Annotated in this window: 22 protein-coding genes; 16 read left to right on the top strand and 6 right to left on the bottom strand. The window is 74.0% G+C overall.

Annotated features, from left to right (window positions below; translation table 11 throughout):
• The first annotated feature begins 22 nt into the window (after nt 1-22).
• The 6 genes from AB0I16_RS29630 to AB0I16_RS29605 all read left to right on the top strand — a co-directional run bounded on the left by AB0I16_RS29630 (nt 23) and on the right by AB0I16_RS29605 (nt 6,481).
• A complete protein-coding gene (locus AB0I16_RS29630) occupies nt 23-1,261 on the top strand; it encodes a prenyltransferase/squalene oxidase repeat-containing protein (RefSeq protein WP_363252686.1) in 1,239 nt (412 codons plus the stop codon).
• A complete protein-coding gene (locus AB0I16_RS29625; protein ID WP_363252685.1) occupies nt 1,258-1,932 on the top strand; it encodes an SCO2322 family protein in 675 nt (224 codons plus the stop codon). The genes AB0I16_RS29630 and AB0I16_RS29625 overlap by 4 nt, the downstream gene beginning before the upstream one ends.
• 25 nt (nt 1,933-1,957) lie before the next feature.
• The gene (locus tag AB0I16_RS29620; protein WP_363252684.1) at nt 1,958-3,163 is read left to right on the top strand and encodes an energy-coupling factor transporter transmembrane component T; all 1,206 of its coding nucleotides are present in this window, start codon (nt 1,958-1,960) and stop codon (nt 3,161-3,163) included.
• Nucleotides 3,160-4,851, top strand: coding sequence for an ATP-binding cassette domain-containing protein (locus tag AB0I16_RS29615; protein ID WP_363252683.1), 1,692 nt, complete (start codon nt 3,160-3,162; stop codon nt 4,849-4,851). The genes AB0I16_RS29620 and AB0I16_RS29615 overlap by 4 nt, the downstream gene beginning before the upstream one ends.
• Entirely contained in the window at nt 4,848-5,681 is an 834-nt protein-coding gene (locus tag AB0I16_RS29610) for an ECF transporter S component (RefSeq protein WP_363252682.1), read from the top strand. Before AB0I16_RS29615 ends, AB0I16_RS29610 begins: the two co-directional genes overlap by 4 nt.
• A 344-nt stretch (nt 5,682-6,025) precedes the next feature.
• Nucleotides 6,026-6,481, top strand: coding sequence for a transglycosylase SLT domain-containing protein (locus AB0I16_RS29605; RefSeq protein ID WP_363252681.1), 456 nt, complete (start codon nt 6,026-6,028; stop codon nt 6,479-6,481).
• Between the two features lie 508 nt (nt 6,482-6,989).
• Here the strand turns inward: AB0I16_RS29605 and AB0I16_RS29600 are convergent.
• Complete coding sequence (locus AB0I16_RS29600; protein WP_062780201.1) at nt 6,990-8,159, bottom strand: steroid 3-ketoacyl-CoA thiolase; 1,170 nt, start codon at nt 8,157-8,159, stop codon at nt 6,990-6,992.
• A gap of 211 nt (nt 8,160-8,370) precedes the next feature.
• Between AB0I16_RS29600 and AB0I16_RS29595 the strand changes: the two genes are divergently transcribed.
• Together AB0I16_RS29595 and AB0I16_RS29590 are read left to right on the top strand one after the other, a co-directional pair.
• A complete protein-coding gene (locus AB0I16_RS29595) occupies nt 8,371-9,615 on the top strand; it encodes a cytochrome P450 (RefSeq protein ID WP_363252680.1) in 1,245 nt (414 codons plus the stop codon).
• Between the two features lie 167 nt (nt 9,616-9,782).
• A complete protein-coding gene (locus AB0I16_RS29590) occupies nt 9,783-11,387 on the top strand; it encodes a hypothetical protein (protein WP_363252705.1) in 1,605 nt (534 codons plus the stop codon).
• Here the strand turns inward: AB0I16_RS29590 and AB0I16_RS29585 are convergent.
• Nucleotides 11,338-13,374 (bottom strand): bifunctional glycosyltransferase 87/phosphatase PAP2 family protein, encoded by a 2,037-nt coding sequence (locus AB0I16_RS29585; protein ID WP_363252679.1) that lies wholly within the window; start codon nt 13,372-13,374, stop codon nt 11,338-11,340. The genes AB0I16_RS29590 and AB0I16_RS29585 overlap by 50 nt on opposite strands.
• 439 nt (nt 13,375-13,813) lie before the next feature.
• On the opposite strand from AB0I16_RS29585, the gene proP reads away from it, so the two are divergent.
• On the top strand, nt 13,814-15,232 hold the full coding sequence (proP, locus tag AB0I16_RS29580; protein ID WP_363252678.1) for a glycine betaine/L-proline transporter ProP: 1,419 nt from the start codon (nt 13,814-13,816) through the stop codon (nt 15,230-15,232).
• 22 nt (nt 15,233-15,254) lie between these two features.
• Here the strand turns inward: proP and AB0I16_RS29575 are convergent, their stop codons facing one another.
• Nucleotides 15,255-15,647 carry a hypothetical protein gene (locus tag AB0I16_RS29575; protein WP_363252677.1) on the bottom strand — a complete coding sequence of 131 codons (393 nt, stop codon included), beginning with the start codon at nt 15,645-15,647 and terminating at the stop codon, nt 15,255-15,257.
• Nucleotides 15,648-15,950: 303 nt separating this feature from the next.
• Here AB0I16_RS29575 and AB0I16_RS29570 point away from each other — a divergent pair, with 303 nt between their 5' ends.
• From AB0I16_RS29570 to AB0I16_RS29555, 4 genes are all read left to right on the top strand, one after another.
• The gene (locus AB0I16_RS29570; protein WP_363252676.1) at nt 15,951-16,598 is read left to right on the top strand and encodes a hypothetical protein; all 648 of its coding nucleotides are present in this window, start codon (nt 15,951-15,953) and stop codon (nt 16,596-16,598) included.
• Entirely contained in the window at nt 16,591-17,094 is a 504-nt protein-coding gene (locus AB0I16_RS29565; RefSeq protein ID WP_363252675.1) for a hypothetical protein, read from the top strand. The genes AB0I16_RS29570 and AB0I16_RS29565 overlap by 8 nt, the downstream gene beginning before the upstream one ends.
• Nucleotides 17,095-17,175: 81 nt before the next feature.
• On the top strand, nt 17,176-17,502 hold the full coding sequence (locus AB0I16_RS29560; protein ID WP_363252674.1) for an antibiotic biosynthesis monooxygenase: 327 nt from the start codon (nt 17,176-17,178) through the stop codon (nt 17,500-17,502).
• A gap of 152 nt (nt 17,503-17,654) precedes the next feature.
• Nucleotides 17,655-18,185, top strand: coding sequence for a GNAT family N-acetyltransferase (locus AB0I16_RS29555; protein ID WP_363252673.1), 531 nt, complete (start codon nt 17,655-17,657; stop codon nt 18,183-18,185).
• Nucleotides 18,186-18,209: 24 nt separating this feature from the next.
• Here AB0I16_RS29555 and AB0I16_RS29550 read toward each other — a convergent pair whose 3' ends face one another.
• Entirely contained in the window at nt 18,210-20,276 is a 2,067-nt protein-coding gene (locus AB0I16_RS29550) for an MFS transporter (RefSeq protein WP_363252672.1), read from the bottom strand.
• An 845-nt stretch (nt 20,277-21,121) separates the two neighbouring features.
• Here AB0I16_RS29550 and AB0I16_RS29545 point away from each other — a divergent pair.
• Nucleotides 21,122-21,772 carry a peptidoglycan-binding protein gene (locus AB0I16_RS29545; RefSeq protein ID WP_363252671.1) on the top strand — a complete coding sequence of 217 codons (651 nt, stop codon included), beginning with the start codon at nt 21,122-21,124 and terminating at the stop codon, nt 21,770-21,772.
• Between the two features lie 43 nt (nt 21,773-21,815).
• Here the strand turns inward: AB0I16_RS29545 and AB0I16_RS29540 are convergent, their stop codons facing one another.
• Both AB0I16_RS29540 and AB0I16_RS29535 read right to left on the bottom strand, forming a co-directional pair.
• Nucleotides 21,816-22,508, bottom strand: coding sequence for an HAD-IA family hydrolase (locus AB0I16_RS29540; protein ID WP_363252670.1), 693 nt, complete (start codon nt 22,506-22,508; stop codon nt 21,816-21,818).
• 247 nt (nt 22,509-22,755) lie between these two features.
• Entirely contained in the window at nt 22,756-23,334 is a 579-nt protein-coding gene (locus AB0I16_RS29535; protein WP_062769596.1) for a TMEM165/GDT1 family protein, read from the bottom strand.
• A gap of 632 nt (nt 23,335-23,966) precedes the next feature.
• On the opposite strand from AB0I16_RS29535, the gene AB0I16_RS29530 reads away from it, so the two are divergent.
• Together AB0I16_RS29530 and AB0I16_RS29525 are read left to right on the top strand one after the other, a co-directional pair.
• Complete coding sequence (locus AB0I16_RS29530) at nt 23,967-24,653, top strand: HNH endonuclease family protein (RefSeq protein ID WP_363252669.1); 687 nt, start codon at nt 23,967-23,969, stop codon at nt 24,651-24,653.
• Nucleotides 24,654-24,751: 98 nt separating this feature from the next.
• On the top strand, nt 24,752-26,539 hold the full coding sequence (locus AB0I16_RS29525; RefSeq protein WP_363252668.1) for an alkaline phosphatase D family protein: 1,788 nt from the start codon (nt 24,752-24,754) through the stop codon (nt 26,537-26,539).
• Nucleotides 26,540-26,576 lie beyond the last annotated feature (37 nt).

Below are 26,576 nucleotides of genomic sequence, written 5' to 3'. Positions count from 1 at the left end.
GGGAGAGGCAACCCGCCGCATCATGAACGTTCGCCGCAGCGCAGCGGTCCTGGCCGCCGTGGCCGTGTTCGGCTCGGCCGCCGCACCGGCGGCCTTCGCGGACGACCCGAAGCCGTCGCCGTCGGCCGCGCTCCCCTCGGGCCTCTACGGCAAGACCGACCCGAAGTTCGACGGCGTCTTCCGCCAGTCGTACGCCCTGCTCGCCCAGCACACCGCGGGCGTCGAGCCCGCTCCCAAGGCCGTCGGCTGGCTGACCGGCCAGCAGTGCGCGAGCGGCGGCTTCGCGGCGTACCGCGCGGACGCCGGCCGGCCGTGCGACGCCAAGACGCCCGTGGACAGCAACTCCACCGCCGCCGCCGTCCAGGCCCTCGCCGCGCTCGCGAAGAAGGACAAGAGCCTGGCGGCGACGGTCGACAAGAGCGTCGGCTGGCTGAAGTCCGTGCAGAACAAGGACGGCGGCTGGGGCTACAACCCCGGCCTGCCCTCCGACGCCAACTCCACCGGCATCGCCGTCGGCGCGCTCGCCGCCGCGGGCGAGAACCCCGCGGGCGTGCGGAAGTCCGGCAAGTCCGCCTACGACGCGCTGCCGAAGCTCGCCATGGACTGCGGCAAGGGCGACGGCGCCTTCGGCCTCGCCGACGCCAAGTCCGGCAAGCTCTCCCCGAACGCCGACGCCACCGCCGCCGGTGTGCTCGGCAGCCTCGGCAGGGGCCTCGTCGTGGAGCCCGCGAAGAAGGCCGCTTCCGGCACCCCGGAGTGCGCGGAGCCGGACTCCGCGTCGCAGGCCGCGAGCAACGGCACGGCCTACCTCCTGAAGACCCTCGGCGAGACCGACGACCACCTGATGTCCTCGATGCCGGGCGCCGACGACCAGCCCGACCAGGGCAACACCGCCGACTCCGTGCTCGCGCTCGCCGCCGCCGGGCAGCGGGAGCAGGCCCGCAAGTCCGCCGAGTGGCTCGCGGAGAACTCCGCGGACTGGGCGGAGCAGTCGGGACCCGCCGCCTACGCCCAGCTGGTCCTCGCCGCGCACGCCGCGGGCATGGACCCGCGGGACTTCGGCGGCGCGAACCTGGTCGAGCAGCTCAACGCCCAGGGCCCGGCGCCCAGGACCGCGTCCGCGTCACCGTCCGCGGCCGACGCGGACGAGGAGAAGGACGACGACGGCGGCGTCAGCATCTGGTGGATCATCGGCGTCGGCATGGTCGCCGGCATCGGCATCGGCTTCCTGTACAGCGGCAACCGCAAGAAGCAGCCGTGACGCGGGGCCGTTCCCGGCGCGGGCGCCCGGCGGCCGTGGCGCTCGTCGCCGCCCTGCTCGGCCTCCTCGCCGCCGCGCCCGCCTCGGCCGCCGGCTACCGCTACTGGTCGTTCTGGGACCGCGACGGCGACGCGTGGACGTACGCGACCCAGGGCCCGGGCACCGCCCGGCCCGACGACGGTGATGTGCAGGGGTTCCGCTTCGCGGTCTCCGAGGACTCGAAGGACGCCGCCCGGCCGCGCGGCCCCGCCCGCTTCCGGGACATCTGCGCGGACACGCCCGCCGAGGACGGCCGCAAGCGCGTCGCCCTCGTCATCGACTACGGCCGCGCGCAGGACGCCCCCGGCGGCGAGCAGCCGCCAGGGCGGCGGACCGCCTGCGCGCACGTCGCCGCGGACGCCACCAGCGCCGAGGCGCTGGCCTCGGTCGCGAAGCCGCTGCGCTACGACAGCAAGGCGCTGCTCTGCGCCATCGACGGCTACCCGAGGACGGGCTGCGGCGAGCAGGTCTCCGGCGACGGCGGACGGAAGAAGTCCGCGGCGGACACCGCCGCCGACTCCGAGGCCGGTTCGGACGACGGCGGGCCCTCCGTGGGCCTGATCGCCGGGGTCGCCGCCGTGGCGCTGCTGGGCGGCGCCGCGCTCTGGCAGACCCGGCGCCGCCGCGGCTGACGCGGCACCGGACACGGACGGCACCATGACGCACCACGGCAGCGGCGCGCCCGGCCGCATCGGGCGCCGCCTCGCCCCCGAGGCGCACCGGAGCAACGCGTTGCACCCGGGCGCCTGGTGGGTGTGGGCCCTCGGCCTCGGCACCGCCGCGTCCCGCACGACCAACCCGCTCCTGATCGGCCTGCTGATCGGCGTCGCGGGGTACGTCGTGGCGGCGCGCAGGACGTCCGCGCCCTGGGCGAAGTCGTACGGCGCCTTCGTGAAGCTGGGCCTGGTCGTGATCGGCATCCGCCTGGTCTTCGCGGTGGTGCTCGGTTCGCCGGTCCCCGGCACGCACACCGTCGTGACGCTCCCCGAGGTCCCGCTGCCCGACTGGGCCAGGGGCGTGCGGATCGGCGGCCGGGTGACGGCGGAGGGCCTGCTCTTCGCGCTCTACGACGGGATCAGGCTGGCGGGCCTGCTGATCTGCGTCGGCGCCGCCAACGCCCTGGCCAGCCCGTCCCGGCTGCTCAAGTCGCTGCCGGGCGCGCTGTACGAGGCGGGGGTCGCCGTCGTCGTGGCGATGACCTTCGCGCCGAACCTCATCTCCGACGTGCGGCGGCTGCGGGCCGCCCGCCGCCTGCGTGGACGCCCCGACCGCGGGGTGCGGGGGCTGCTCCAGGTCGGGCTCCCGGTCCTCGAAGGCGCCCTTGAGCGGTCGGTCGCGCTGGCCGCCGCGATGGACGCGCGGGGGTTCGGGCGCAGCGCCGCCGTCTCCCGCCGGGTGCGCGGGGCGACGGCCGTGCTGACCCTCGGCGGCCTGATGGGCGTGTGCGTCGGTACGTACGGGCTGCTCACCGCGGAGGGCGCCTCCTACGGGCTGCCCGTCCTGGCCTGCGGTCTGCTCGCGGCCCTCGCCGGGCTGCGGCTCGGCGGTCGCCGCTCGGTGCGCACCCGCTACCGGCCCGACCGCTGGGGCGTGCGCGCCTGGCTGGTCGCCGGGTCCGGCCTCACCGTGGCGGCCCTGACGGTCTGGGCTGCCGCCTCCGACCCGGCGGCCCTGAACCCCGGCGTCGTACCGCTTCTCGCGCCGACGCTGCCGCTGTGGCCCGCGGCGGCGGCCCTGATCGGCCTCCTGCCGGGCTTCGTGGCCCCCGTCCCCACGGGCGAACAGGCCCCCGCGCCGCCCCGCGGAAAGCCCCCCGTCCAGCTCCGCAAGCCGCCCCCGCCCCTTCCCGAGGAGACCTCATGATCCGCTTCGAGGACGTCTCGGTGACGTACGAGGGAGCCGCGGGGCCCACCGTGCGGGGCGTCGATCTCGCCGTGCCCGAGGGCGAGCTGGTGCTGCTGGTCGGCCCGTCCGGGGTCGGCAAGTCGACGCTGCTCGGCACCGTGAGCGGCCTGGTGCCGCACTTCACCGGCGGCACACTGCGCGGCCGGGTGACCGTGGCGGGCCGCGACACCCGTACCCACAAGCCCCGCGAACTCGCCGACGTCGTCGGCACCGTCGGCCAGGACCCCCTCGCGCACTTCGTGACGGACACGGTCGAGGACGAGCTGGCGTACGGCATGGAGTCGCTCGGCCTCGCCCCCGACGTGATGCGCCGCAGGGTCGAGGAGACGCTGGACCTCCTCGGCCTCGCCGGCCTGCGCGACCGGCCCATCGCCACGCTCTCCGGCGGCCAGCGGCAGCGGGTCGCGATCGGCTCGGTCCTCACCCCGCACCCCCGCGTCCTCGTCCTCGACGAGCCGACCTCCGCGCTCGACCCGGCCGCCGCCGAAGAGGTCCTCGCGGTGCTCCAGCGGCTCGTGCACGACCTCGGCACGACGGTCCTGATGGCCGAGCACCGCCTTGAGCGGGTCGTGCAGTACGCGGACCAGGTGCTGCTGCTCGCGGCGCCCGGCGAGCCGCCGGTGCTCGGCGACCCGGCGGAGCTGATGGCCCGCTCGCCCGTCTACCCCCCGGTGGTGGCGCTGGGCCGCCTCGCGGGCTGGTCGCCGCTGCCGCTGACCGTGCGGGACGCGCGGCGCCGTGCGGGCGCGCTGCGGGACCGGCTCGCGGACGTGCCGTGCCGGGAGGAGGCGGCTGCCCGGCGGCCGGAGCGTGCCGAGCGCAGGAGCCGCTGGACGCGCCGGGACCGCACCGCCGAGGGGGCGCCCGCCGAGGCGGCACCGGCGGCTTCGGTGGCAGCTCTCGCCGTCCGGCGCGGGCGGGTCGAGGCGCTGCGCCGCGTCGACCTGACCGTCACGCCCGGCGAGACCGTCGCCCTGATGGGCCGCAACGGCGCGGGGAAGTCGACCCTGCTCGCCACCCTGGTCGGCCTGCTCGAACCCACGTCGGGCACGGTCCGCGTCGGCGGCGCCGTCCCCCACCGCACCGCCCCGCGCCAACTGATCGGGCACGTCGGCCTCGTCCCCCAGGAGCCGCGCGACCTCCTCTACGCGGACACCGTCGCCGCCGAGTGCACGGCGGCCGACCGTGACGCGGACGCGGCGCCGGGGACCTGCCGCGCCCTGGTGGGCGAGCTGCTGCCCGGCATCGCGGACGACACCCACCCCCGCGACCTCTCCGAGGGCCAGCGCCTCGCGCTCGCCCTGGCGGTCATCCTGACCGCGCGCCCGCCGCTGCTCCTGCTCGACGAGCCGACCCGCGGCCTCGACTACGCGGCCAAGGCCCGGCTCGTCGCGATCCTGCGCTCGCTCGCGGCCGAGGGGCACGCGATCGTCCTCGCCACGCACGACGTGGAACTCGCCGCGGAGATCGCCCACCGCGTGGTGATCCTCGCGGACGGCGAGGTCGTCGCGGACGGGCCGACCCCGCGGGTCGTGGTCTCCTCCCCCTCCTTCGCGCCGCAGGTGACCAAGATCCTGGCGCCGCGGGAGTGGCTGACGGTGGCGCAGGTGCGCGAGGCGCTGACCGTGGCGGAGGGCACGCCGTGAGCACTCCTCCCGCGCGGGGCCGGTCCCGCCCCATCCGTCTCGGCGGCCGCTCGGTCGCCGCGCTCGTGCTGGTCAGCGCCGTGGGCGTGGCCGCCTTCGGATGGCCGCTCCTCGCGGACGGCGGGTCGGGCCTCGCCGACCACGCGCAGGACGCGCCCTGGCTGTTCGCGGCGCTGCTGCCGCTGCTGCTCGCCGTGGCCGTGGCGACCATCGCGGACGTCGGCCTGGACGCCAAGGCCATCGCGATGCTGGGCGTCCTCGCCGCCGCGGGCGCCGCGCTGCGGCCGCTGGGCGCGGGCACGGCGGGCATCGAGCCGATGTTCTTCCTGATGGTGCTGAGCGGCCGGGTGCTCGGGCCCGGCTTCGGGTTCGTGCTGGGTGCGGTGTCGATGTTCGCGTCGGCGCTGCTCACCGGCGGGGTGGGGCCGTGGATGCCGTTCCAGATGCTGTCGATGGGCTGGGTCTGCATGGGCGCGGGCCTGCTGCCGGGCCCCGACCGGCTGCGGGGCCGGGGCGAGCTGTGGATGCTGGCGGCGTACGGGGCGGTGTCGTCGGTCGCCTACGGCACGGCGATGAACCTCCAGGGCTGGCCCTACCTCGGCGGCCTCGCCACCGGCGTCTCCTTCGTCCCCGGCGACCCGCTGCCGGACAACCTGGGCCGCTTCCTCGCGTACTGCCTGGCCACGTCGATGGGCTGGGACCTGCCGCGGGCGGTCGTCACGGTCCTGCTGAGCCTCGCGCTCGGACCGGCGGTGCTCAAGGCCCTGCGGCGGGCCACGCGGCGGGCGGCCTTCGAGGCACCGGTCACCTTCGAGGCGCCCGGTCCGTAGGCGCATCCGCACGCTCGGTCATCCCGGGGCGGTGAATTCGTGAGGCGGCCCACAGGACGTTGGTCCTCTACGAGGCGGGGCCGTAGCGCGCGGCGTTGACGCGGACGCCTCAAAACTGCGCCTGACCTGGCGATGGAGACCCAGCTCACACACGGCAGAAAGCCACTGATTCCGGCGTCCACTAGTAAAGGGGGCCATTGCGGCAGGGCGGCACCCCTGTTTCTCTGGGTGAGTCGCAAGGCACCGATCCCTCACCAAGGGCCCCCGGTCGCCGCCCCACCCCGCGTGCCCCCGCACTCCACGGCACGCACCGCGACCCCCCGTCCCCCACCGGAAGGTCCTCCGTGCCCGCCTCGCTCGTCCGCCGCATCGCTTCCCCGAAGAAGGCCCTCACCGGCGGCCTCGTCGCCGCTGCCGCGTCCGGCATGGTCTTCGCCGCGGCCCCCGCCCAGGCAGCCACCCCGACCGTCACGAAGACCCCGGCCCCGGCCGCCGCTCCCGCCGCCGCGCCGGCGTCCGCGAAGGCCATCGCGAAGCAGAAGATCAAGGACCCCGCGCAGTTCGCGGCCTTCGACAAGATCGTCTCGCACGAGAGCGGCTGGAACCCCAGCGCGACGAACTCCTCCTCGGGCGCGTACGGCCTGGTCCAGGCCCTCCCCGGCTCCAAGATGGCGTCGGCGGGCGCGGACTGGAAGACCAACCCCGAGACGCAGATCGAGTGGGGCCTCACGTACATGAACGACCGCTACGGCAGCCCGGCCGGCGCGTGGGCGCACTGGCAGGCGAACGGCTGGTACTGACGCGCTGCCGCTGTGCCCGAGCGGTGAGAGGCGGCACCCCTGGGCGGGGTGCCGCCTCTGCCTGCTGCCACCCGCAGAGCCAGGCAGCCGCCCGGCGCACCCACAAAAGCCCGCCCGGCACACCACAGAAGCCCGTCCGGCGCGCCACAGAAGCCCGTCCGGCGCTTGAGGACGAACCCGGCGGAGCCGGTGATGACGGGGCGCGAAGCCACCCTCAAGAACCCGCCCGTCGCACCCATAAGAGCCCGTCCGGCGCTTGAGGACGAACACGGCGGAGCCGGTGATGACAGGGCGCGAAGCCACCCTCAAGAACCCGCCCGTCGCACCCACAAAAGCCCGTCCGGCGTTTGAGGACGAACCCGGCGGAGCCGGTGATGACGGGGCGCGAAGCCACCCTCAAGGACCCGCCCGTCGCACCCATGAGAGCCCGTCCGGCGCTTGAGGACGAACTCGGCGGAGCCGGTGACGGCGGCACACGGAGCCAGGCAGGGGGAGAGCCCTCCGCCCACTACAGCCGCTGCAAGATCGTCCCCGTAGCCACCGCACCCCCCGCACACATCGTGACCAGCGCGAACTCCTTGTCGCGCCGCTCAAGCTCATGCAGGGCCGTCGTGATGAGCCGCGCCCCGGTCGCCCCGACGGGGTGGCCGAGGGCGATCGCGCCCCCGTTGACGTTCACCTTCTCCAGGTCCTGCCCGAAGACCTGCGCCCAGCTCAGCACCACCGAGGCGAACGCCTCGTTGACCTCCACGATGTCGATGTCCTTCAGGGACATCCCCGCCTTGCCGAGCACGGCCCGCGTCGCGTCGACCGGCCCGTCGAGGTGGAAGTGCGGATCGGCGCCCACCAGCGCCTGGGCCACGATCCGCGCCCGCGGCTTCAGCTTGAGCGCCCGGGCCATCCGCTTGGACGCCCACATGAGGGCCGCCGCCCCGTCGGAGATCTGCGAGGAGTTGCCCGCCGTGTGCACGGCGGTCGGCATCACCGGCTTCAGACCGCCGAGCGCCTCCATCGTCGTGTCGCGCAGCCCCTCGTCCCGGTCGACGAGCCGCCACATGCCCTGCCCGGCCGCCTGCTCCTCCTCGGTGGTGGGCACCTGGACGGCGAACGTCTCGCGCTTGAAGCGCTCCTCCGACCACGCCTCGGCCGCCCGCTCCTGCGAGATGAGCCCGAGGGAGTCCACGTTCTCGCGGGTGAGGCCCCGCTTGCGGGCGATCCGCTCGGCGGCCTCGAACTGGTTGGGCAGGTCCACGTTCCACTCGTCGGGGAACGGCTTCCCCGGGCCGTGCTTGGACCCGGACCCCAGCGGCACCCGCGACATCGCCTCCACGCCGCAGCTGATCCCCACGTCGATGACCCCGGCGGCGACCATGTTGGCGACCATGTGGCTCGCCTGCTGCGAGGAGCCGCACTGGCAGTCCACCGTCGTCGCCGCCGTCTCGTACGGGAGCCCCATGGCGAGCCAGGCCGTGCGCGCCGGGTTCATGGACTGCTCCCCGGCGTGCGTCACGGTGCCGCCGACGATCTGCTCGACGCAGTCCGCGTGGATGCCGGTGCGGCCGAGGAGTTCGCGGTAGGTCTCCCCGAGCAGATAGGCGGGGTGGAGGTTGGCGAGCGCGCCCGCGCGCTTGCCGATGGGGGTGCGTACGGCTTCGACGATGACAGGTTCCGCGGCCATGGGGCTGGTCCTCTCCGTCCACGTCCCGCGAGCCGTCCCGGCGGCTCGCGGGGGCAACTAGTACGCGTTCTAGTTCTGCACAGCAGTCTGCTGAGCCGGACCCCGGCGCCGCAAGGGTCTTGCCACTTGTAGAACCCGTTACTACCTTGCGAGCACATCTCCTGATACCCCGTCAGAACTGAGCGCCACCCCGCCAGATCTGGAGTTGCCGATGCCCTGTCCAGCGCTGCCCGACGGGTTCGACCTCACCGACCCCGACCTGCTCCACACGCGCGTACCGCTGCCGGAGTTCGCGACCCTGCGGCAGACGGACCCGGTGCGCTGGATCGACCAGCCGCCCCGCGTCTCCGGCTTCGACGACGCGGGGTACTGGGCGGTCACCCGGCACGAGGACGTCAAGTACGTCTCCACGCGCCCCGAGCTGTTCTCCTCCTACCTGAACACCGCGATCATCCGCTTCAACGAGTCGATCAGCCGCGACGCGATCGACGCCCAGCGGCTGATCATGCTCAACATGGACCCGCCCGAGCACACCCGCGTACGGCAGATCGTGCAGCGCGGCTTCACGCCCCGTGCCATCCGCTCGCTGGAGGACGCGTTGCGCGCCCGCGCCCGCTCCGTCGTCGCGGCGGCCCTGGGGAACGCGGGCCCCGACGGCTCCTTCGACTTCGTCACGAACGTCGCCGTCGAGCTGCCGCTCCAGGCCATCGCCGAGCTGATCGGCGTCCCCCAGGGCGACCGCTCCAAGCTCTTCGACTGGTCCAACAAGATGGCCGCCTACGACGACCCCGAGTACGCCGTCACCGCGGAGGCCGGCGAAGAGGCCGCGATGGAGATCGTCTCCTACGCCATGACCCTCGCCACCGCCCGCAAGGAGTGCCCCGCCGACGACATCGTCAGCCGGCTGGTGGCGGCGGAGGACGAGGGCAACCTCTCCTCCGACGAGTTCGGCTTCTTCGTGATCCTGCTCGCGGTCGCCGGCAACGAGACCACCCGCAACGCCATCACCCACGGCATGCACGCCTTCCTCACCCACCCGGACCAGTGGGAGCTGTTCAAGCGCGAGCGCCCCGCGACCACCGCGGAGGAGATCGTGCGCTGGGCGACCCCCGTGGTCTCCTTCCAGCGCACGGCGACGCAGGACACGGAGCTGGGCGGCGCGAAGATCAAGGCGGGCGACCGCGTCGGCGTCTTCTACTCCTCCGCCAACCACGACCCCGAGGTCTTCGAGGACCCCGGCACGTTCGACATCACCCGCGACCCCAACCCCCACCTCGGCTTCGGCGGCGGAGGCCCGCACTTCTGCCTCGGCAAGTCCCTTGCGGTCCTGGAGATCGACCTCATCTTCGACGCGGTCGCCGACACCCTGCCGGACCTGCGTCTGACGGGCGACCCGCGCAGGCTCCGGTCCGCCTGGCTGAACGGTGTGAAGGAGCTGCGGGTCAGCACCGGCTGACCGGCCGCTTCCGGCCGACCCCTTTACGGAACCAACGTTTCCGTTGCGTGCCGCGTCCTGGGAGGTGAACCTTGCCTTTCAGGACGACAGGACGACAGGACGTCAGGAAGACAGGACGACAGGACGTCAGGACGGAAACGGTGGCCGTGGTCTCTGCCGACTTCTCGATCGCCCCGTCCGGCAGCGCGCCCAGCGAGCGGAACTCCCCGTTCCGTGCGTTCTGCCGCAGACACCGCGTCCCGCTGCTCGCCACCGCCCCCACCCTTCCCCTGTACGCGGTGTGGGCGGTGTTCCTCGCCACGGGAGGCGGTGACCTGGCGGCGCAGGAAGCGTGGGCGCGGTTCGCCTCGCAGCACGGGACGGCCGCGTACAGCCTCTTCTGGTACGGAGGCATGCACACCGCCAACTACAGCCTCATCTCGCCCTACCTGATGGCCGCCGCCGGCGTGAAGACCGTGACGGTGCTCTCCGGGATCGCGGGCGCCTGGCTGGTCGCCGCCCTCATCGTGCGCACCGGCGTCCGCAGGCCCCTGTGGCCCGCCGTCCTCGCCTCGCTCGGCATCTGGTGCAACGTCGCCTCCGGCCGCACGACGTTCGCGCTCGGCCTGGCCTTCGGCCTCGCGGCCTGTCTGGCCCTCGTACGGGAGCGGCGCGCGGCCGTGGCCGCCGGGTGCGCGACGCTCGCCACCATGGGCTCCCCCGTGGCCGGCCTCTTCCTGGTGGTGGCGGGCGCGGGCCACTTCCTCGCACGCGACCGGGTGCGCGCCGCGGCCCTGATCGTGCCGCCCTTCCTGGTCGTGGCGGCCACCACGCTGCTCTTCCCCTTCAGCGGCGAGCACCTGATGCCGGCCGGCCGGATCTACCCGCCGGCGCTCTTCGCTCTGGCCCTGGTGGCGGCGGCACCGCGCGAGTGGCGGGTGCTGCGGCGGGGCGCGGCCGTGTACGCGGCCGGGACCGTCCTCACGTACCTCATCCCCTCCCCCATCGGCACGAACGTCGAGCGCCTCGCGGAGCTCGTCGGCCCCGCCGCGCTGCTCGCCGCCCTGCTCGCGCCGGGGCTCGGCCGGCCGCGGCGGGCCGTACTCGCCGTGGCCCTGGTGCTCTCCTCCGCGTGGGTCGTCCAGAAGACCTACGACGACCTGGCCGTCTCCACGAAGGTCCCCGCCTGGGCGGCCGACACCCAGGGCGTGGTGCGCGCGCTGGAGCGGCTCGGCGCCGACCGGACCCGTGTCGAGGTCGTCCCGGCCCGCAACCACCGCGAGGCCACCGCGCTCGCCCCGTACGTGAACATGGCGCGCGGCTGGAACCGCCAGCTCGACATCGAGCGCGGGCGCCTCTTCTACGACGGCACGTTCTCCGCGGCCACCTACCGCGCCTGGCTGGACAGGTGGGCCGTCGGGTACGTGGTGCTGCCCTCGGGCAAGCCGGACGGGTTCGCCGAGGACGAGGCGGCGCTGGTGGCGAGCGGCCCGAGGTGGCTGGAACCGGTGTGGCGGGACGCGCACTGGCGGATCTTCCGCGTGCAGGACCCGGTGCCGCTGGTCTCGCGGCCCGCGTCCGTCGTCCGCACCACGGGCTCCGACGTGGTGGTCCGCGTCCCCGAGCGGGCCTCGGTGACGGTCCGCCTGGTGTACTCGCCGTGGCTGCGGGCGCCGGGCGCCTGTCTCGACCGCCAGGGCGAGTTCACCCGCCTCTCGGTGCCCGGGCCCGGCACCTACCGGATCAGCTCGGGGTACGGTCCTCCGCGCGGTCGCCCGTCGGCGTGCCGCTGAGGGGCCTGCGCACCCGGGGACCGGAGAGCAGGCAGGTCAGGCCGAAGCCCGCGCCGACCACGGCCGCGCCGCCCGCCGCGTCGAGCACCCAGTGGTTGCCGGTCGCCACGATCGCGGAGAACGTCAGCAGCGGGTGCAGCAGCCCGAGGGCCTTCAGCCACCACCGCGGCGCGAGGACCGCGATGACCAGGCCGCACCACAGGGCCCAGCCGAAGTGCAGCGAGGGCATCGCCGCGTACTGGTTGGTGAGGTCGGTCAGGGTGCCGTAGTTCGGCTTGGTGAAGTCCTGCGCGCCGTGCACCGTGTCGATGAAGCCGAGGTCCGGCATGAGGCGTGGCGGGGCGAGCGGGTAGGCCCAGAAGCCGACGAGGGCGAGGACCGTCGCGAAGCCGAGCGCGGAGCGGGCCCAGCGGTAGTCGGCGGGGCGCCGCACGTACAGGACGGCGAGGACGCCCAGCGGCACCACGAAGTGGAACGACGTGTAGTAGAAGTCGAAGAACGCCTCCAGGCGGCCCCCCGTCGCCACCGCGTGGTTGACCCAGTGCTCGACGTCGATGTGCAGGAACTTCTCGGTCGCGTGGATCTGCTCGCCGTGCTGCTCGGCCGTGGCCCGGCCCCCGGAGATGGTCCCGCCGGTCGCCGCGAGCCTGACCTGCTGGTACGCGGAGTAGCCGACGCGGATCAGGAGCAGTTCGAGGAGCAGGTTCGGGCGGGTGAGGACACGCCGCCAGAACGGCACGAGGGGCACCCGGGACCAGCGGGCGGGCGCGGTCTCCGCGTACTCCGTCGGGATCGGGCGGCGGTACTGCGGGTGCGCGCGGGGCAGGAACGGCACGACCGTGGCGGCTGCGAGCGCCGCGATCAGCACGATGTTGTCGCGGACCGGCTCGGTGACCGGCATGTTCGGCAGCATCATCGTGGCCGGCAGCGTGGAGACGAGGACGACGGCGACCGGCCACACGTACCGGTCGGACCGGCGCCTGCCGACCCGGCCCACCACCGCGAAGAGCACCCAGAGCAGCTGGTGCCGCCAGGTCGTCGGCGACACCGCGACGACGACGCAGCCGGTGATCGCGACGGCGAGGAGGAGCTGCCCGTCCTCGGCGTAGCGCACCGCGCGGCGCAGGCCGACGACGGCGACGGCCGCGCCCAGGGCCAGGAAGAGGCCGATCTCCACCGGACCGGTGAGGCCGAGGCGGAGCAGCAGGCCGTGCAGCGACTGGTTGGCGTCGGCGTCCGGGCTCGCGCCGAGGCCCGCTCCCGCGAGGTGGTGGACCCAGTACGTCCACGAGTCGTGCGGCATGGCGGCCCAGGCGAGCGCCGTGCAGGCGGCGAAGCCCGCTCCGGCGGACACGGCGGCCTTCCTGCGCCCCGTGCACCAGAGCAGGGCGGCGAAGAGCAGCATGGTCGGCTGCAGCGCGGCTCCGACGCCGATCAGGACGCCGCCGGCCCGCTCGCCGCGCACGGCGAAGAGGCCGAGGAACACGAGCAGCACCGGGAGGATGCTGGTCTGGCCGAGGTGGAGGGCGTTGCGGACCGGCAGCGACAGGATGAGCAGGCTGATCGCCACGGGGGCGGCGAGCAGCGAGGTGCGCCGGGAGACCGGCCGCGGCAGGGCGCGGGCCGCGACCAGGCCGAGGGCGATCACCAGGCCGAGGGTGCCGAAGGTCCACACCCAGCCGAGCGCCTGCTCGCCGGAGCGGGCGAGCGGCTTGAGGACGAGGCCGGCGAAGGGGGTCCCGGTGAATCTGTCCGCGTCGTAGAGGGAGCCCTTCACCCGGAGGACGCCCTCCGGCCCGATCCAGGTCTCCAGGTCGGTGAGGCGTTCACCCCTGGGAGCGCTCAGGACGGCGGCCACCTGCCGGATCGCCAGGACCGCCGCGATCAGCCAGAGGGCGGCACGGGCCGCTCCGATCCGTCCCCCGGGGCCGCCGGAGCCCTCGGCTCCCAGGGCGTTGCCCGGTCCCCTGTGCTCGACGTCCGCCACGCCCCGTCGGCCCTCCGTCCGAATCGTCCTGCCTTCGGCCCTGTCTTCTGAGACGCGCGCGGCCGCCGGTCCACCTGACGGCCATATCCGCTTTCTATCGGCTTTCCGGACACACCGCCCGCCCAAAACGCGAAGGACCACTCCTTACGAGACAGCAGGGGCCGTTACGGGCTGTCACGGACTGTTACCGCGAAAAGGATCATCCGGGGCAGAAGGAGTGGTTCCCGGCCGGAGCCGCGACATAGATCACAGCGGGAGCGCGTCGGCACGGCCTGAAGAAAGGCCGTTTGACCTGCATAGGAGCAGTTTTGCGGCGCTACGCGGCCGAGTGGCCACCGCACGTAATGATGGCCGATGCACCTATGGTCGATCGCGGGCCGCCCCGGTTTCCGCGGGCGGCCCCGCCTATGTCGTCGACCGAAAGCAGGCGAGCGAACCCTTGGCGAGTGCCACCCCCGTCGCCCTCCGGAAGCCCGAGCCCGTACCGGGGACCGTCCCCCGGCCCGCGGGCGTAGCCCCGGACGCCGCAGCAGGCGTCACCGTCACCGACCCCGCGATGGTCAAGCGCGCGGTGAAGGCGGCCGCCCTCGGCAACGCGATGGAGTGGTTCGACTTCGGCGTCTACAGCTACATCGCCGTGACCCTGGGCAAGGTCTTCTTCCCCTCGGGCAACCCGACGGCCCAGCTCCTGTCCACCTTCGGCGCCTTCGCCGCGGCCTTCCTGATCCGGCCGCTCGGCGGCATGGTCTTCGGGCCGCTCGGAGACCGCGTGGGCCGCCAGAAGGTCCTGGCGCTGACCATGATCATGATGGCCGCGGGCACGTTCGCGATCGGCCTGATCCCGTCGTACGCGTCGATCGGCGTGGGCGCCCCGGTCCTGCTCCTCCTCGCCCGGCTGGTGCAGGGGTTCTCCACGGGCGGCGAGTACGCGGGCGCCGCGACGTTCATCGCCGAGTACGCCCCCGACAAGAAGCGGGGCTTCCTCGGGAGCTGGCTGGAGTTCGGCACGCTGGCCGGCTACATCGGCGGCGCCGGTCTCGTCACCCTGATGACCGCGCTCCTCTCCACCGACGACCTGCTCTCCTGGGGCTGGCGCATCCCGTTCCTGATCGCGGGACCGATGGGTCTGATCGGCCTGTACCTGCGGATGCGCCTGGAGGAGACCCCGGCGTTCGCCGCCGAGCTGGAGAAGGCCCACAAGGACGAGCAGGCCCGCTCGAAGGTCCGGCTGCGCGACATGGTCACGGGTCAGTGGAAGGCGCTGCTCCTGTGCATGGGCCTGGTCCTGGTCTTCAACGTCACGGACTACATGCTCCTCTCCTACATGCCCAGCTACCTCACCAGTGAGCTGGAGTACGACGAGACGCACGGCCTCCTCGTCATCCTGGCCGTCATGGCCCTGATGATGTGCGTCCAGCCGTTCGTGGGCGCGCTGACGGACCGGGTGGGCCGCCGTCCGGTGATCGCCGCGGGCTGCGCGGGCTTCCTCGTCCTTTCGGTCCCGGCCCTCCTCCTGATCCGCGAGGGCTCCCTCTGGGCGATCGGCCTGGGCCTCGGGGCGCTGGGTCTGCTCCTGGTCTGCTTCACGGCCTCGATGCCGGCCACCCTCCCCGCCCTCTTCCCGACGAAGGTCCGCTACGGCTCGCTCTCCATCGGCTTCAACATCTCCGTCTCGATCTTCGGCGGCACGACTCCGCTGGTGGTGACGGCGCTGATCGGCGCGACGGGCGACAAGATGATGCCCGCGTACTACATGATGGCGGCGGCGGTCGTGGGCGGCATCGCGGTCTGGTACATGACGGAGTCGGCCCGCAAGCCCCTGCCGGGCTCGCCGCCGGCGGTGGAACGCCGAGCCTGAGCCCGCCCCGGGCTCCGGCGGCTCAACCCTCGTGGTAGAAGCCGACGTTCACGCTCCGCGGCCCCGACCGGTCCTGGATGACCACCTCGCCCGAGCCGCCCCGGCCGAGCGGCGCCGTCCCTCCGTAGGCGAGCGGACGCGCCGCTCCCCCGGAGACGATCCGGACCTCCGACGCGGGGTCCGGGTTCGAGCCGCGCAGCCAGGTCACCGACCAGGTCCCGTCGGGGCCGCAGCGGAATTCCAGATGCGTACGGGACACGAACAGCCAGTCGTCCGGGGTCGCCAGACGGCAGACGCTCCGGTCGCGCCCCACGCGCAGGACCGCACCCGGCTCGCTCGGCGCGTCGGCCATGAGCATGCCCGCGGTGGCGCCCGCGTCCGCCCCGGACACGGAGGCCATCGTCAGCTCAAGCACGTAACCACGCTCCTTCAACTCGGTGCCGCGAGAGCGTGATTGCGGCTCACGCGCTGCCGCATCTTAGGTCGCTCCGCCGGGCGGACGCAGGGCCTCCCCGGGACAGCGGCCCGGCCCCGGCGGTGGCGGGAGCGCCATCCGTCCTGAACCCGCGCCCCTGACGGGGCCGCACGGGACAGGGTGCCTCTCCGGGCCCGTTTGGCGGGCGACTTCCGGGCAACTCGTCTGGGGGACAGTCGTCGAGGCGGTACGCCGAGTTCGCCCCGGCGCCTCAAGGCCCACCCCCCGGGAAGGCACCCATCCATGTCCACAGTCATGATCATCGTTCTGATCGCGGTCGTCGTCGTCATCGCCGCCGCCGTGCTCGCCGTGCTGAACCGCGGGCGGCTGCGTGCGGGCGGCGGGCAGAGCCTCAAGCGCCGGTTCGGCCCCGAGTACGACCACGCGGTCGCACGCCACGACGGCGACACGAAAGCCGCCGAGCGCGATCTCGGAGAGCGCGTGAAGCGCCACGGCGACCTGCGCACGCGGCCGCTGGAGCCCACGGAGCACGAGCAGTTCTCCGCCCGCTGGAACCTCGCCCAGGAGCGCTTCGTCGACTCCCCGCGCCAGGCCGTCGCCGAGGCGGACCGCCTCATCGCCGAGCTGGCCGGCGCCCGCGGGTTCCCGGCCGACGGCCACTACGAGGAGCAGATCGACGCGCTGTCCGTGCACCACGCCCACCACGTCCACGGCTACCGCAGGGTGCACCGCGCGGCGCTCGACACGACGGGCACCGAGGAGAGCGCGGCGGGCACCGAGGAGATGCGCGCCGCCATGGTCGACGCGCGGGCGCTCTTCGACGCCCTCATGACGGAGGGCCACGACCACCGCTCCACCGCACGCTCCGACAAGCACCTGAGCGAGAAGCGCTCGACCGGCATCACCCGAAGGGGAGTACAGCATGGCTGACACCGCTCTGTTCCCGTCCGATGAGCGCGACAAGCTGACCCTGCGCCTCCAGAACGCCGTCAACGGCTTCGTCGACGCCCCGCGCGGCGCGGTCGAGGAGGTCGACAGCGTCCTGGAGGACGCGATCGCCCGCCTCACGGACGCTCTGGCGCAGCGCCGCCGCACCCTGCGCACGTCCTGGCAGTCGACCCCGGCCGACGGCACCCGGCCCCCGGCGGCCGGCACGGCACCGGGCGAGGCGTCCGGCAGCGGCGTCGCGCCGGGCGGCACCCCGGCCGTCGGGCTCACCCCCGGCGAGACGGCGGCCCACGGCGAGACGGCGGCCCACGGCGGCACCGCGGCCCCCGCGCACGGCGGTGCCGCGGGCGTGGCCCCGGGCGGCGCGCTGCCCACCGAGGGCGGCCACCACGCCGAACCGGCGACCACCGACACCGAACAGCTCCGCCTGGCCCTGCGCGACTACCGCGAGACGGCCGAGCGCCTGCTGCGGCTCTGACGGCCTGAACGCGACGGACGCCCCCGGGGAGCACCTGCCTCGGGGGCGTCCGTCGTGTGGCCGTGCGGCAGGATGGACCGCATGAGCATCGTGAAGATCAACGCCCTCACCGTCCCCGAGGAACAGCGCGAGGTCCTGGAGAAGCGCTTCGCGTCCCGCGCGGGCACGGTGGAGAACTCCGACGGCTTCGAGTGGTTCGAGCTGCTCCGCCCGATCGAAGGCACGGACCAGTATCTCGTCTACACCCGCTGGCGCGACGAGGCGTCCTTCCAGGCATGGATGGAGGGTCCCATGAAGGCCGCGCACCAGGGCGGTGGCGAAGGCGGCGGCGAACGGCCGAAGCCGGCCGCCTCCGGGTCGACCGTGTGGTCCTTCGAGGTCGTGCAGCAGGCGGCGCCCAAGAGCTGAACCGGGCCGCGTCCTCGGGCTGGACCGGGCCGTGCCCTTGCGCTGGACCGGGCCGTGCCCGAGAGCCGGGCCGGGCCGGGCCGGTCATGGCGGCGGTGTTCCGCGGGCAATTCGCTTGCGGTGCGCCGCCGTCGTCGTCTGGGATCGCCGTCATGACCACTGCTTCCGCCCGTGACACCGCCTCGGCCTCCGCCTCCTGGACCGTCGCTCCCGAGCCGTACGACTCCGCTGCCGCCGCCGCGCTCTGGCGCGCGTACTACACCGAGGTCAGCGACCGCTGGTACCTGCTGCACGAGGGACGGCCCACCGACCCCGCCGAGCTGGAGCGCGAGGTGGCCGCGGAGAGCGGGGCCGACCTCGCGCCGCCGGACGGGGTGCTGCTCGTCGCGCGGTACGGGGGCGAGCCCGGCGGCACGGCGGGGGTGCGGCTGCTCGACGCGGGGACCGCCGAGCTCAAGCGGGTCTTCGTGCGTGAGGAGCTGCGCGGGCTCGGCGGCGCTCCCGTGCTGCTCGCCGCTGCCGAGGACGCGGCCCGCGCGCTCGGCGCCGAGCGGATCATCCTCGACACCCGCACCGACCTCGTGGAGGCCCGCGCGCTGTACGCGCGCCACGGGTACGAGGAGACCGAGCCGTACACCGACCGCCCCTACGCCGAGCACTGGTACGGCAAGAAGCTCGGCTGAGGCGGGGTCCGGCCGGGGCCGGGCCTACGCCGCCCGGACCACCGTCGCGCCGTTGTGCGGCCGCTCCGACTCCGAGCCGCACAGTTCGGCGCTGAGCATCTCCACCAGCCGGGCCAGGTCGGTCGGGCGCTCCGGGCCCCACCAGTCGCCCAGCAGCTCGGCCAGGGACTCCTGCCGGGCCTTCGCCAGCCTGCCCGCGGCCTCGCGTCCGCCGTCGGTCAGGAACATCTCCAGGCCGCGCCGTTCGGCCAGGTGCCGCTCCTCGACCTGGCGGGCCGCCGCCGTGATCACGGACAGCGGGACCGTGGTCCGCTCGGCGAGCGTGCCGGGTTCGACCGAGCCGTGCCGGGCGATGCGCAGGAGCAGCCAGCTCGCCGCGGGCAGCAGGTCGTAGCCCGCGCGCTCGGTGATGCGCTCGTACACCTGCCTGCGGCCCTCGCGCGTACCGAGCACCGAGAGCGCCCGCGCCACCTCGTCGTACGACGAACGCTCGACGGGGTTGCTGGCAAGGGTCTGCGTGGGGTCGGGCGCGGTGACCGAACCCCGCAGCTTGTCCTCGCGCAGGAACCAGGCGAGGACGAAGGCGAGCAGGGCGACCGGCACCGCGTAGAGGAAGACGTCCGTGATCGAGGAGGCGTACGCGTGCAGGGCGTCGGGGCGCAGCGCCGCGGGGAGCCGCGCGATGCCGCGCGGGTCGGCCTCCAGGGCGGGCACGCTCACGCCGGGCGGCAGCGGCTGTCCCGCGAGGGCGTCGCTCAGGTGGGCGCCGAGCCGGTTGGTGAAGATGGTGCCGAAGATCGCGACGCCGAAGGAGGCGCCGATCGAGCGGAAGAAGGTCGCGCCGGAGGTGGCCACGCCCAGGTCCCGGTAGTCCACGGCGTTCTGCACGATGAGGACGAGCACCTGCATGACCAGGCCGAGGCCCAGGCCGAAGACGAAGAAGAAGGCGCTCATCACGCCCGTGCCGCTGTGCTCGTCCAGCTGGTGGAGGAGGAAGAGGCCGACCGCGGTGATCGCCGTGCCCGCCACGGGGAAGACCTTCCAGCGGCCCGTGCGGCTGACGATCTGCCCGGAGACCGTCGTCGACAGGAGCATGCCGATCACCATCGGCAGCATGTGCACGCCCGACATGGTCGGTGAGACCCCGTGGACGACCTGGAGGAACGTCGGCAGGTAGGTCATCGCCCCGAACATCGCGAAGCCCACGATGAAGCTGATGACCGCGGCGAGGGTGAAGGTGCGCACGCGGAACAGCTTGAGCGGCAGCACCGGTTCGGCCGCACCGCGCTCCACGGCCACGAACACCGCGGCGAGCAGTACGCCGAGGACGGCGAGGCCGATGATCTGCGGGGACGCCCAGGCCCAGGTCGTGCCGCCGAGCGAGGCGACGAGGACGAGACAGGTCGCGACCGAGGCGATCAGGAAGGTGCCCAGGTAGTCGATGGTGTGCTTGGTGTCGCGGACCGGGATGTGCAGTGCGGCGGCGATGACGAGCAGCGCGATCACGCCGACGGGCAGGTTGACGTAGAAGACCCAGCGCCAGCTCAGGTGCTCGGTGAAGAGGCCGCCGAGCAGCGGTCCGAGCACGCTGGTCGCGCCGAAGACCGCGCCGAACAGGCCCTGGTACTTGCCGCGCTCGCGCGGCGGGACCAGGTCGCCGACGATCGCCATGGAGAGCACCATGAGCCCGCCGCCGCCGAGGCCCTGGAGGGCGCGGAAGCCGATGAGCTGGGGCATGTTCTGCGCCATGCCGCACAGCGCGGAGCCGACGAGGAAGATGCCGATGGCGGTCTGAAACAGCTTCTTCCGGCCGTACTGGTCGCCGAGCTTGCCCCAGAGCGGGGTCGCGGCCGTCGCGGCCAGCATGTACGCGGTGACCACCCAGGACAGGTGGTCCATGCCGCCGAGTTCACTGACGATCGTGGGCAGGGCCGTGGAGACGATGGTCTGGTCGAGGGCGGCGAGCAGCATGCCGAGGAGGAGGGCCCCGATGGAGACCAGTACGCCGCTGGGCGGGTGCCCATTGCTGCCCCGACCGGGCACGGGGCCGCGCCCCGGCCCCGCGGGGCGGGCGCTGACGTCCTGCGTCATGGACACCTCCTGGGGGTCCGGGGATGCCGAGGGGCCTCTCTTCCCATCGTGGTCCGTGTGACCGGTTATGGCCTGTTGAAGCCTGGTTCCGCATAATCTCCTGGGTTCCCTGGGGAGGGACATTCGCTGTGGGGGAGGGGGAACGGCCGATGACGGGTCGGGACGGAGAGGAGCGGCGGGGCGAGCAGCGGTGCCCCGAGTGCGGGACGACGCGCCCACCGGACACGGCCCCGACCTGCGGCTGCGCCCGGCGCGCGACGGAGGCGGCCCGCCTCACACGCTCCGCGGAGGCAGCGGCCGCCGAGGACTTCGACCCGATACGGATACGCCCCTTCGTCTCCTTGACGGGCGGCACCGGCACACACGCCTCGCCGGGACTCGTGGAAGCAGTCGACGGACGCCGGGCCGCGGAGGCAGCCTCGCGGGGGCTGCCGGGGGCGGGCGACGCCGGTACGCACGCCTCGTCGGAGCCGCCGGGGGCGGGCGGGGGACGCGGGCCCGCGGAGGCGGGCTCGCCAAGACAGCCGGGAACGGGTGGCACAGACCCACACGCCTCGCAGGGACTCGCGGAAGCAGTCGACGGATGCCGGGCCGCGAAGGCGGCCTCGCGGGGGCTGCCGGGAACGGGCGGCGCCGGTGCGCATGCCTCGCTGGGGCTGGCGGACGCAGTCGGCGGACGCCGGGCCGCGAAGGCAGCCTCGCGGGGGCTGCCGGGGGCGGGCGACGCCGGTACGCATGCCTCGCCGGAGCCGCCGGGAGCGGGCGGCGAGGGGGCCCGCTTCTTGCCGGGGGCGGTCGGTGCGGGTCCGCGGGGGCGCTTGGCCGGCGGGGGTACCCGGCCCCCGGTGGAGCCCCCGGGCGCGGCCGGGGCGCCCGGCCTCGGGGCGACGCGGCCCATCGACGTACGGGACGTTCCGCCGAAGCGCCGCCGGCCCTACGCCCTGCTCGCCGTGGGCGGTGCCTTCGCCGCGGTCGTCGCCGCCGGCGTGCTGGCGGCCGGAATGCTCTCCTCGGCCGCCGACCAGCCGAACCGGCACCACGCGCTGCCCCTCGCGCCGACCCCGGCGCCCGCGGACCCGACGAAGCCCGTCCCGCCCTCGGCCAAGGCGTCCACGCGGCCCTCGGCGACGGCGCCCGTGAAGCCGCGCCTCGCCCCGCCCCCGGCGTCGCCCACGCGCTCGTCCGCGCCGTCGTCGTCCTCGCCGCCGCCGCCCACGGCACGCGCCACCGGCTCGGTCCGCACGACGCCGCCCCCGCGCCACGAGCCCACGGTCCGCGCGGCCCTGGCCGAGGGCGACAAGGGCCCCGAGGTCGCGGAGCTGCAGGAGCGCCTGGCCCAGCTGCACCTGTACCCGGGCAAGCCGGACGGCGCGTACACCCGCCTGGTCAGCGACGCGGTGACCCGCTACCAGTGGGCCCGCGGCCTCACCGACGACCCCCGGGGCGAGTACGGCCGCGAGACGCGGCGGAGCCTTGAGGCGGAGACGGCGCTCTGAGCGCCCCGGCGCCCCCGCGCCTCACGCGGACGGCGGCCGACGCTCAGCCGATCGTCAGCCGGATGCGCCCGTCCCCGGCGTCGGAGACCCGTACCCGCGTCAGGTCGTCGACGTGCACGGTGGGGCCGAACCGCGCGGCCCTCGCGCCGACGCCCACCACGCGCATCCCGGCCGCGAGGCCCGCGCGGATGCCCGCCTCGGAGTCCTCGAAGACCACGCAGTCGGCGGGGTCGAAGCCGAGCGCCGCCGCGCCCTTGAGGAACCCCTCGGGGTCGGGCTTGCTCGCGCCCACGCTCTCGGCGGTGACCCGCACCTCGGGCAGGTCCAGCCCGGCGGCGGCCATCCGCCCGGTGGACAGCGGCACGTCGGCGGAGGTCACGAGCGCGTGCGGCAGCCGGAGCCGGGCGAGCGCGGCCATGAAGGCGGGGGCGCCGGGCACGGGCACGACGCCGTCCATGTCGGCGGTCTCGGCGGCGAGCATCTCGCGGTTCTCGGCGTGGTTCTCCGCCATGGGCCGCTCCGGCAGCAGCACCGCCATGGACGCGTAGCCCTGCCGTCCGTGGACGACCTCGATGACCTCGTCGAAGTCGAGGCCGTGCCGCTCGGCCCAGCGCCGCCAGCAGCGTTCGACGACGGCGTCGGAGTTGACGAGGGTGCCGTCCATGTCGAGGAGGACCGCTCCCGCGGTCATGTCGAGGGCGGCGGGGGCGGCTGAGTCGGCGGACGTGGCCGTCATCGGTGAGCTCCAGAGCGCAGAGGGGACGTCCGCGCGCTCCGGCGGGAGGCCCCGGAGGCACGGAGCGAGAATCAAGGCGGCTCCGCCCGCCGGTCAGGGAATACGGGCGGAGCCACTTTGTTCTCGCACGGTACAAAACATGGGCGCCAAACGCCAACGCCGCAGGTCACACGGTCAAACCCACAGCGCCCGGCCGTAAGCCACCCAAAAAGAACAGCCGTGGGCCGGGACGGGGCGGTCACCCGGCTCAGGCGATGGCCTCGTACAGGCTCCACACGCCGAGCCCCAGCATCAGCAGCGCCGCGATCTTCGTGATCAGCGCCAGCGGCACCCGCCGCATGAGGGCCTTTCCGCCGACGATGCCGAGGCCCGCGACCGCCCAGAGCGCGAGGACGGCGCCGAGGCCGACGGAGAGCGGGTCGTCGTAGCGGGCGGCCAGGTTCGCGGTCATGATCTGCGTCAGATCGCCGAACTCGGCGACCAGGATGAGCATGAAGCCCGCCCCCGAGACCTTCCAGAAGCTCTGGTTCTCGGGCTGCTTGACCTCCTCCTCGTCCCCGCCGCCCTTCATGAGCAGCATCGCCGCTCCGGCCAGGAAGAGGACGCCGGTCAGGGCGTGGACCAGCTGCTGCGGAAGGAGGGTGAGGACGCTGCCCGCCGCGACGGCGAGCACCACGTGCACGGTGAAGGCCGCCGCGACGCCCGCGAAGACGTAGGAGGCGCGGTAGCGCGTGCCGAGGACGAGCCCGGCGAGCGCCGTCTTGTCCGGCAGCTCGGCCAGGAAGACGACGCCGAAGACGAGCGCCGTCACGCTGATGCTGATCAAGGTTCCTCAATCGGTCGGGGCCGCCCCACCGAGAGTGTTCCACCGCTTCGCGTACGACACCTCGGCACGGCAGCACACAGATACGCACGCGGACGCGCACGCCATGCACTGCTTGCCGAAGGTCTCGCTGGCCTGCCCTGGACGGGCCTGCCTCCGGGCGCCGGCTCAGACGAGCTGAGCAGTATGTCGACGGTCCGGCGAAGAGCTACTCCCCTTCTGCGCCGTCCATCGTACGGGACGCCCGGCCCTCCCCGGCCAGGGACTTTCCGCCCGGGCCCCGCGTGAGGCGGGTCACCCACACGGGGGCGCGACATTGGGCCATTCGAGCGACTCGCCGCGAAGGGGCCGGCCGGCAGGCGGGCACCCTCGCCGGGACCTCTCGGGCCCGAAAGAGGGACACATGGGGCCACGAGTGGGCCACAAAAGCGTACCTATGCTCCCAAATGGTCGAGCACAGTGGCCGCTTCGCCGCCAACTCGCGTCCCTTGATGCGCATATGACACCGCGCCAGACCCTTGAACTCCGCCCCTGATTGACGCGACCCTGTCACTAGCTGCACACCCCCGGGTAACCCGGGGCCGCGAGCATGGCCGCCCCACCGGCCGACCACCCCCCACACCAAGGGAGTTCGCATGTCCGTTGTCTACGCGCGTCGACGCACGGCACCCACGAGCCCGACGACCGCCGCCAGGCACCGCGTGGCCGCGCTCGGCGGCGCCGCGCTCCTGGCCACCGCCGCCACCCTCCTCACCGGCACCCCCGCCCAGGCCGCTCCCCCGGCCCCGGTCAGCGCCGCCACCGCCCGCGCCTACCTCGGCGAGCTGACGGTCAAGGCGGAAGGTTCCTCCGACGGCTACAGCCGCGACAAGTTCCCGCACTGGAGCACGCAGTCCGGCACGTGCAACACCCGCGAGGTCGTCCTCAAGCGCGACGGCACCGGCGTCCAGCAGGACGCGAGCTGCGCCGCCACCTCGGGCACCTGGAAGTCCCCCTACGACGGCGGCACCTGGACCGCCGCGTCCGACGTCGACATCGACCACGTCGTGCCCCTCTCCGAGGCATGGAAGTCCGGCGCGAACGGCTGGACCACCCCCCAGAGGCAAGGTTTCGCCAACGACCTGACCCGGCCCCAGCTCGTCGCCGTCACCGACAACGTCAACCAGTCCAAGGGCGACCAGGACCCGGCGGAGTGGATGCCGCCGGCCGAGTCGTACCACTGCTACTACACCCGCATGTGGGTGGACGTGAAGCACCACTACAAGCTCACCGTGGACGCCGAGGAGAAGGCCGCCCTGGCCTCGGTGCTCAACGGCTGCTGAGCCGTCGCGGCGCGCCATCCCGGCGGGAATGGACGGAACCGCCCCGCCCTCTTCCGTCGTTCCGTACCGTACGGGGCGACGGAGGAGGGTGATCATCTGTGGCACGGCTGCGCCTTGGTCCACTGCTGAGGTACGTCGACGGTTCCACGGCGACCGTCTGGGTCGAGACCGACCGGCCCTGCGCCGCCGAAGTGCGCTGCGCCGACGGCGCGCGCGGCTCGGCGCGCACCTTCCAGATCGCCGGGCACCACTACGCGCTGATCCCGGTCACCGGCCTGACCCCGGGCACCGAGACGGCGTACGAGGTGCTGCTGGACGGCGGCCCCGAAGAGCGCGGAACCGGCGAGGCCCACCTCGACGAAGACGGCATCGGCGAGGATGGCATGGGCGTTCTCGACGAAGACGGCATGGGCGTTGACGGCATCGGCGAGGACGAGGACCGGGGAGGGCCGCGCGACCGCGCCGCCCTCGTCTGGCCCGAGCCCGGTTCGCGGTTCCCCGCGAGCACCATCCGCACGCCCGCGCCGGACGGCGGCTCGGACTTCCGCGTGACGTTCGGCTCCTGCCGCTGGGCCGCACCGCCCTCCGGCGGGGACGACCCCGTGGGGCCCGACGCCCTGGACACGCTCGCCGCCCGCGTCGCCGCCGGCCCGGCCGCCGAGCGCCCCGACGTCCTGCTCCTCCTGGGCGACCAGGTGTACGCGGACCAGACCTCCCCGGCCACCCGCCGCTGGCTCGCGGCCCGCAGGGACACGTCGGAGCCGCCGTGGCACCAGGTCGCGGACTACGAGGAGTACACCCGCCTGTACCACGAGTCATGGCTCGACCCCGAGGTCCGCTGGCTGCTCTCGACCGTGCCGAGCTGCATGATCTTCGACGATCACGACGTCATAGACGACTGGAACACGAGCGCGGCCTGGCTCGCCGAGATGCGGGCCACGCCCTGGTGGCGCGAGCGCGTCCTGAGCGGCCTCATGTCGTACTGGGTCCACCAGCACATCGGCAACCTCCGCCCCGACGAGCTGGAGAGCGACGCGGTCTACGCCTCCGTGCGCGCGAAGCCCGACGGCACGGAGGCGCTGCGCGCCTTCGCCGCCGCCTCCGACGCGGACGCCGCGGCGGTGCGCTGGAGCTACCGGCGGGACTTCGGCCGCGTACGCCTGCTGATGATCGACACCCGCGCGGCCCGCGTCCTCACCGAGGGCGAGCGCGCCATGGTCGACCCGAAGGAGGCCCGCTGGCTGCGGGAGCAAGCGCTCGAAAACCCGGGCGGCTACGACCACCTGCTCATCGGCAGCTCCCTGCCCTGGCTGCTCCCCCACCTCATCCACGACGCCGAGGGGTGGAACGCCGCGCTGTGCCGGGGCGAGCGCGGCGAGCGCTGGGCCCGGTTCGGCGAGAACCTGCGCAGGCGCTCGGACCTGGAGCACTGGTCGGCGTTCCCCGCGTCCTTCGAGGCGCTCACCGCCCTGATCGAGGAGGCGGGCTCGGGCCCCGACGCGCCCGCCACGGTGTGCGTGCTCTCCGGCGACGTCCACCACGCCTACATCGCCGAGCCGAGCTGGCCCGTGGGCGGCGGTCCCGACGCCCGGGTCCTCCAGCTCACCTGCTCGCCGGTCCACAACTCGATCCCGTCCGCGCTCAAGCTCGGCTTCCGCTTCGGCTGGAGCCGCGTGGGCCGGGCCCTCGGCCGCAGCTTCGCGCGGCACGGCTCGGTGACGCAGGCGGGCATCGACTGGCGCAGGACGGGCGGCCCGTGGTTCGGCAACCAGCTCATGACCCTGACCCTCCACGGCCGCTCGGCCCACCTCCGTCTGGACCAGGCGCGGGCGGTGCGGGGCGGCGGGGCGCGGCTGGAGGTGGCGGAGGAGGGGCGGATCGTGTGAGCGCGGGGGCGCCGTGAGGGAGGCGGGCGTGCGGCTC

Origin of the sequence: Streptomyces sp. NPDC050703 (assembly GCF_040654435.1) — a bacterium.
Classification (GTDB): domain Bacteria; phylum Actinomycetota; class Actinomycetes; order Streptomycetales; family Streptomycetaceae; genus Streptomyces.
The sequence above is the reverse complement of the archived record's forward strand: the minus strand, read 5'-3'. Positions and strand labels throughout refer to the sequence as shown.

Coding starts and splice junctions, on each gene's coding strand:
- AB0I16_RS29600 (WP_062780201.1), bottom strand. CDS start 8,159: ATGGCCGCGGAACCTGTCATCGTCGAAGCCGTACGCACCCCCATCGGC.
- AB0I16_RS29615 (WP_363252683.1), top strand. CDS start 3,160: ATGATCCGCTTCGAGGACGTCTCGGTGACGTACGAGGGAGCCGCGGGG.
- AB0I16_RS29630 (WP_363252686.1), top strand. CDS start 23: ATGAACGTTCGCCGCAGCGCAGCGGTCCTGGCCGCCGTGGCCGTGTTC.
- AB0I16_RS29550 (WP_363252672.1), bottom strand. CDS start 20,276: ATGACGCAGGACGTCAGCGCCCGCCCCGCGGGGCCGGGGCGCGGCCCC.
- AB0I16_RS29570 (WP_363252676.1), top strand. CDS start 15,951: ATGTCCACAGTCATGATCATCGTTCTGATCGCGGTCGTCGTCGTCATC.
- AB0I16_RS29540 (WP_363252670.1), bottom strand. CDS start 22,508: ATGACGGCCACGTCCGCCGACTCAGCCGCCCCCGCCGCCCTCGACATG.
- AB0I16_RS29565 (WP_363252675.1), top strand. CDS start 16,591: ATGGCTGACACCGCTCTGTTCCCGTCCGATGAGCGCGACAAGCTGACC.
- AB0I16_RS29555 (WP_363252673.1), top strand. CDS start 17,655: ATGACCACTGCTTCCGCCCGTGACACCGCCTCGGCCTCCGCCTCCTGG.
- AB0I16_RS29530 (WP_363252669.1), top strand. CDS start 23,967: ATGTCCGTTGTCTACGCGCGTCGACGCACGGCACCCACGAGCCCGACG.
- AB0I16_RS29560 (WP_363252674.1), top strand. CDS start 17,176: ATGAGCATCGTGAAGATCAACGCCCTCACCGTCCCCGAGGAACAGCGC.
- AB0I16_RS29620 (WP_363252684.1), top strand. CDS start 1,958: ATGACGCACCACGGCAGCGGCGCGCCCGGCCGCATCGGGCGCCGCCTC.
- AB0I16_RS29595 (WP_363252680.1), top strand. CDS start 8,371: ATGCCCTGTCCAGCGCTGCCCGACGGGTTCGACCTCACCGACCCCGAC.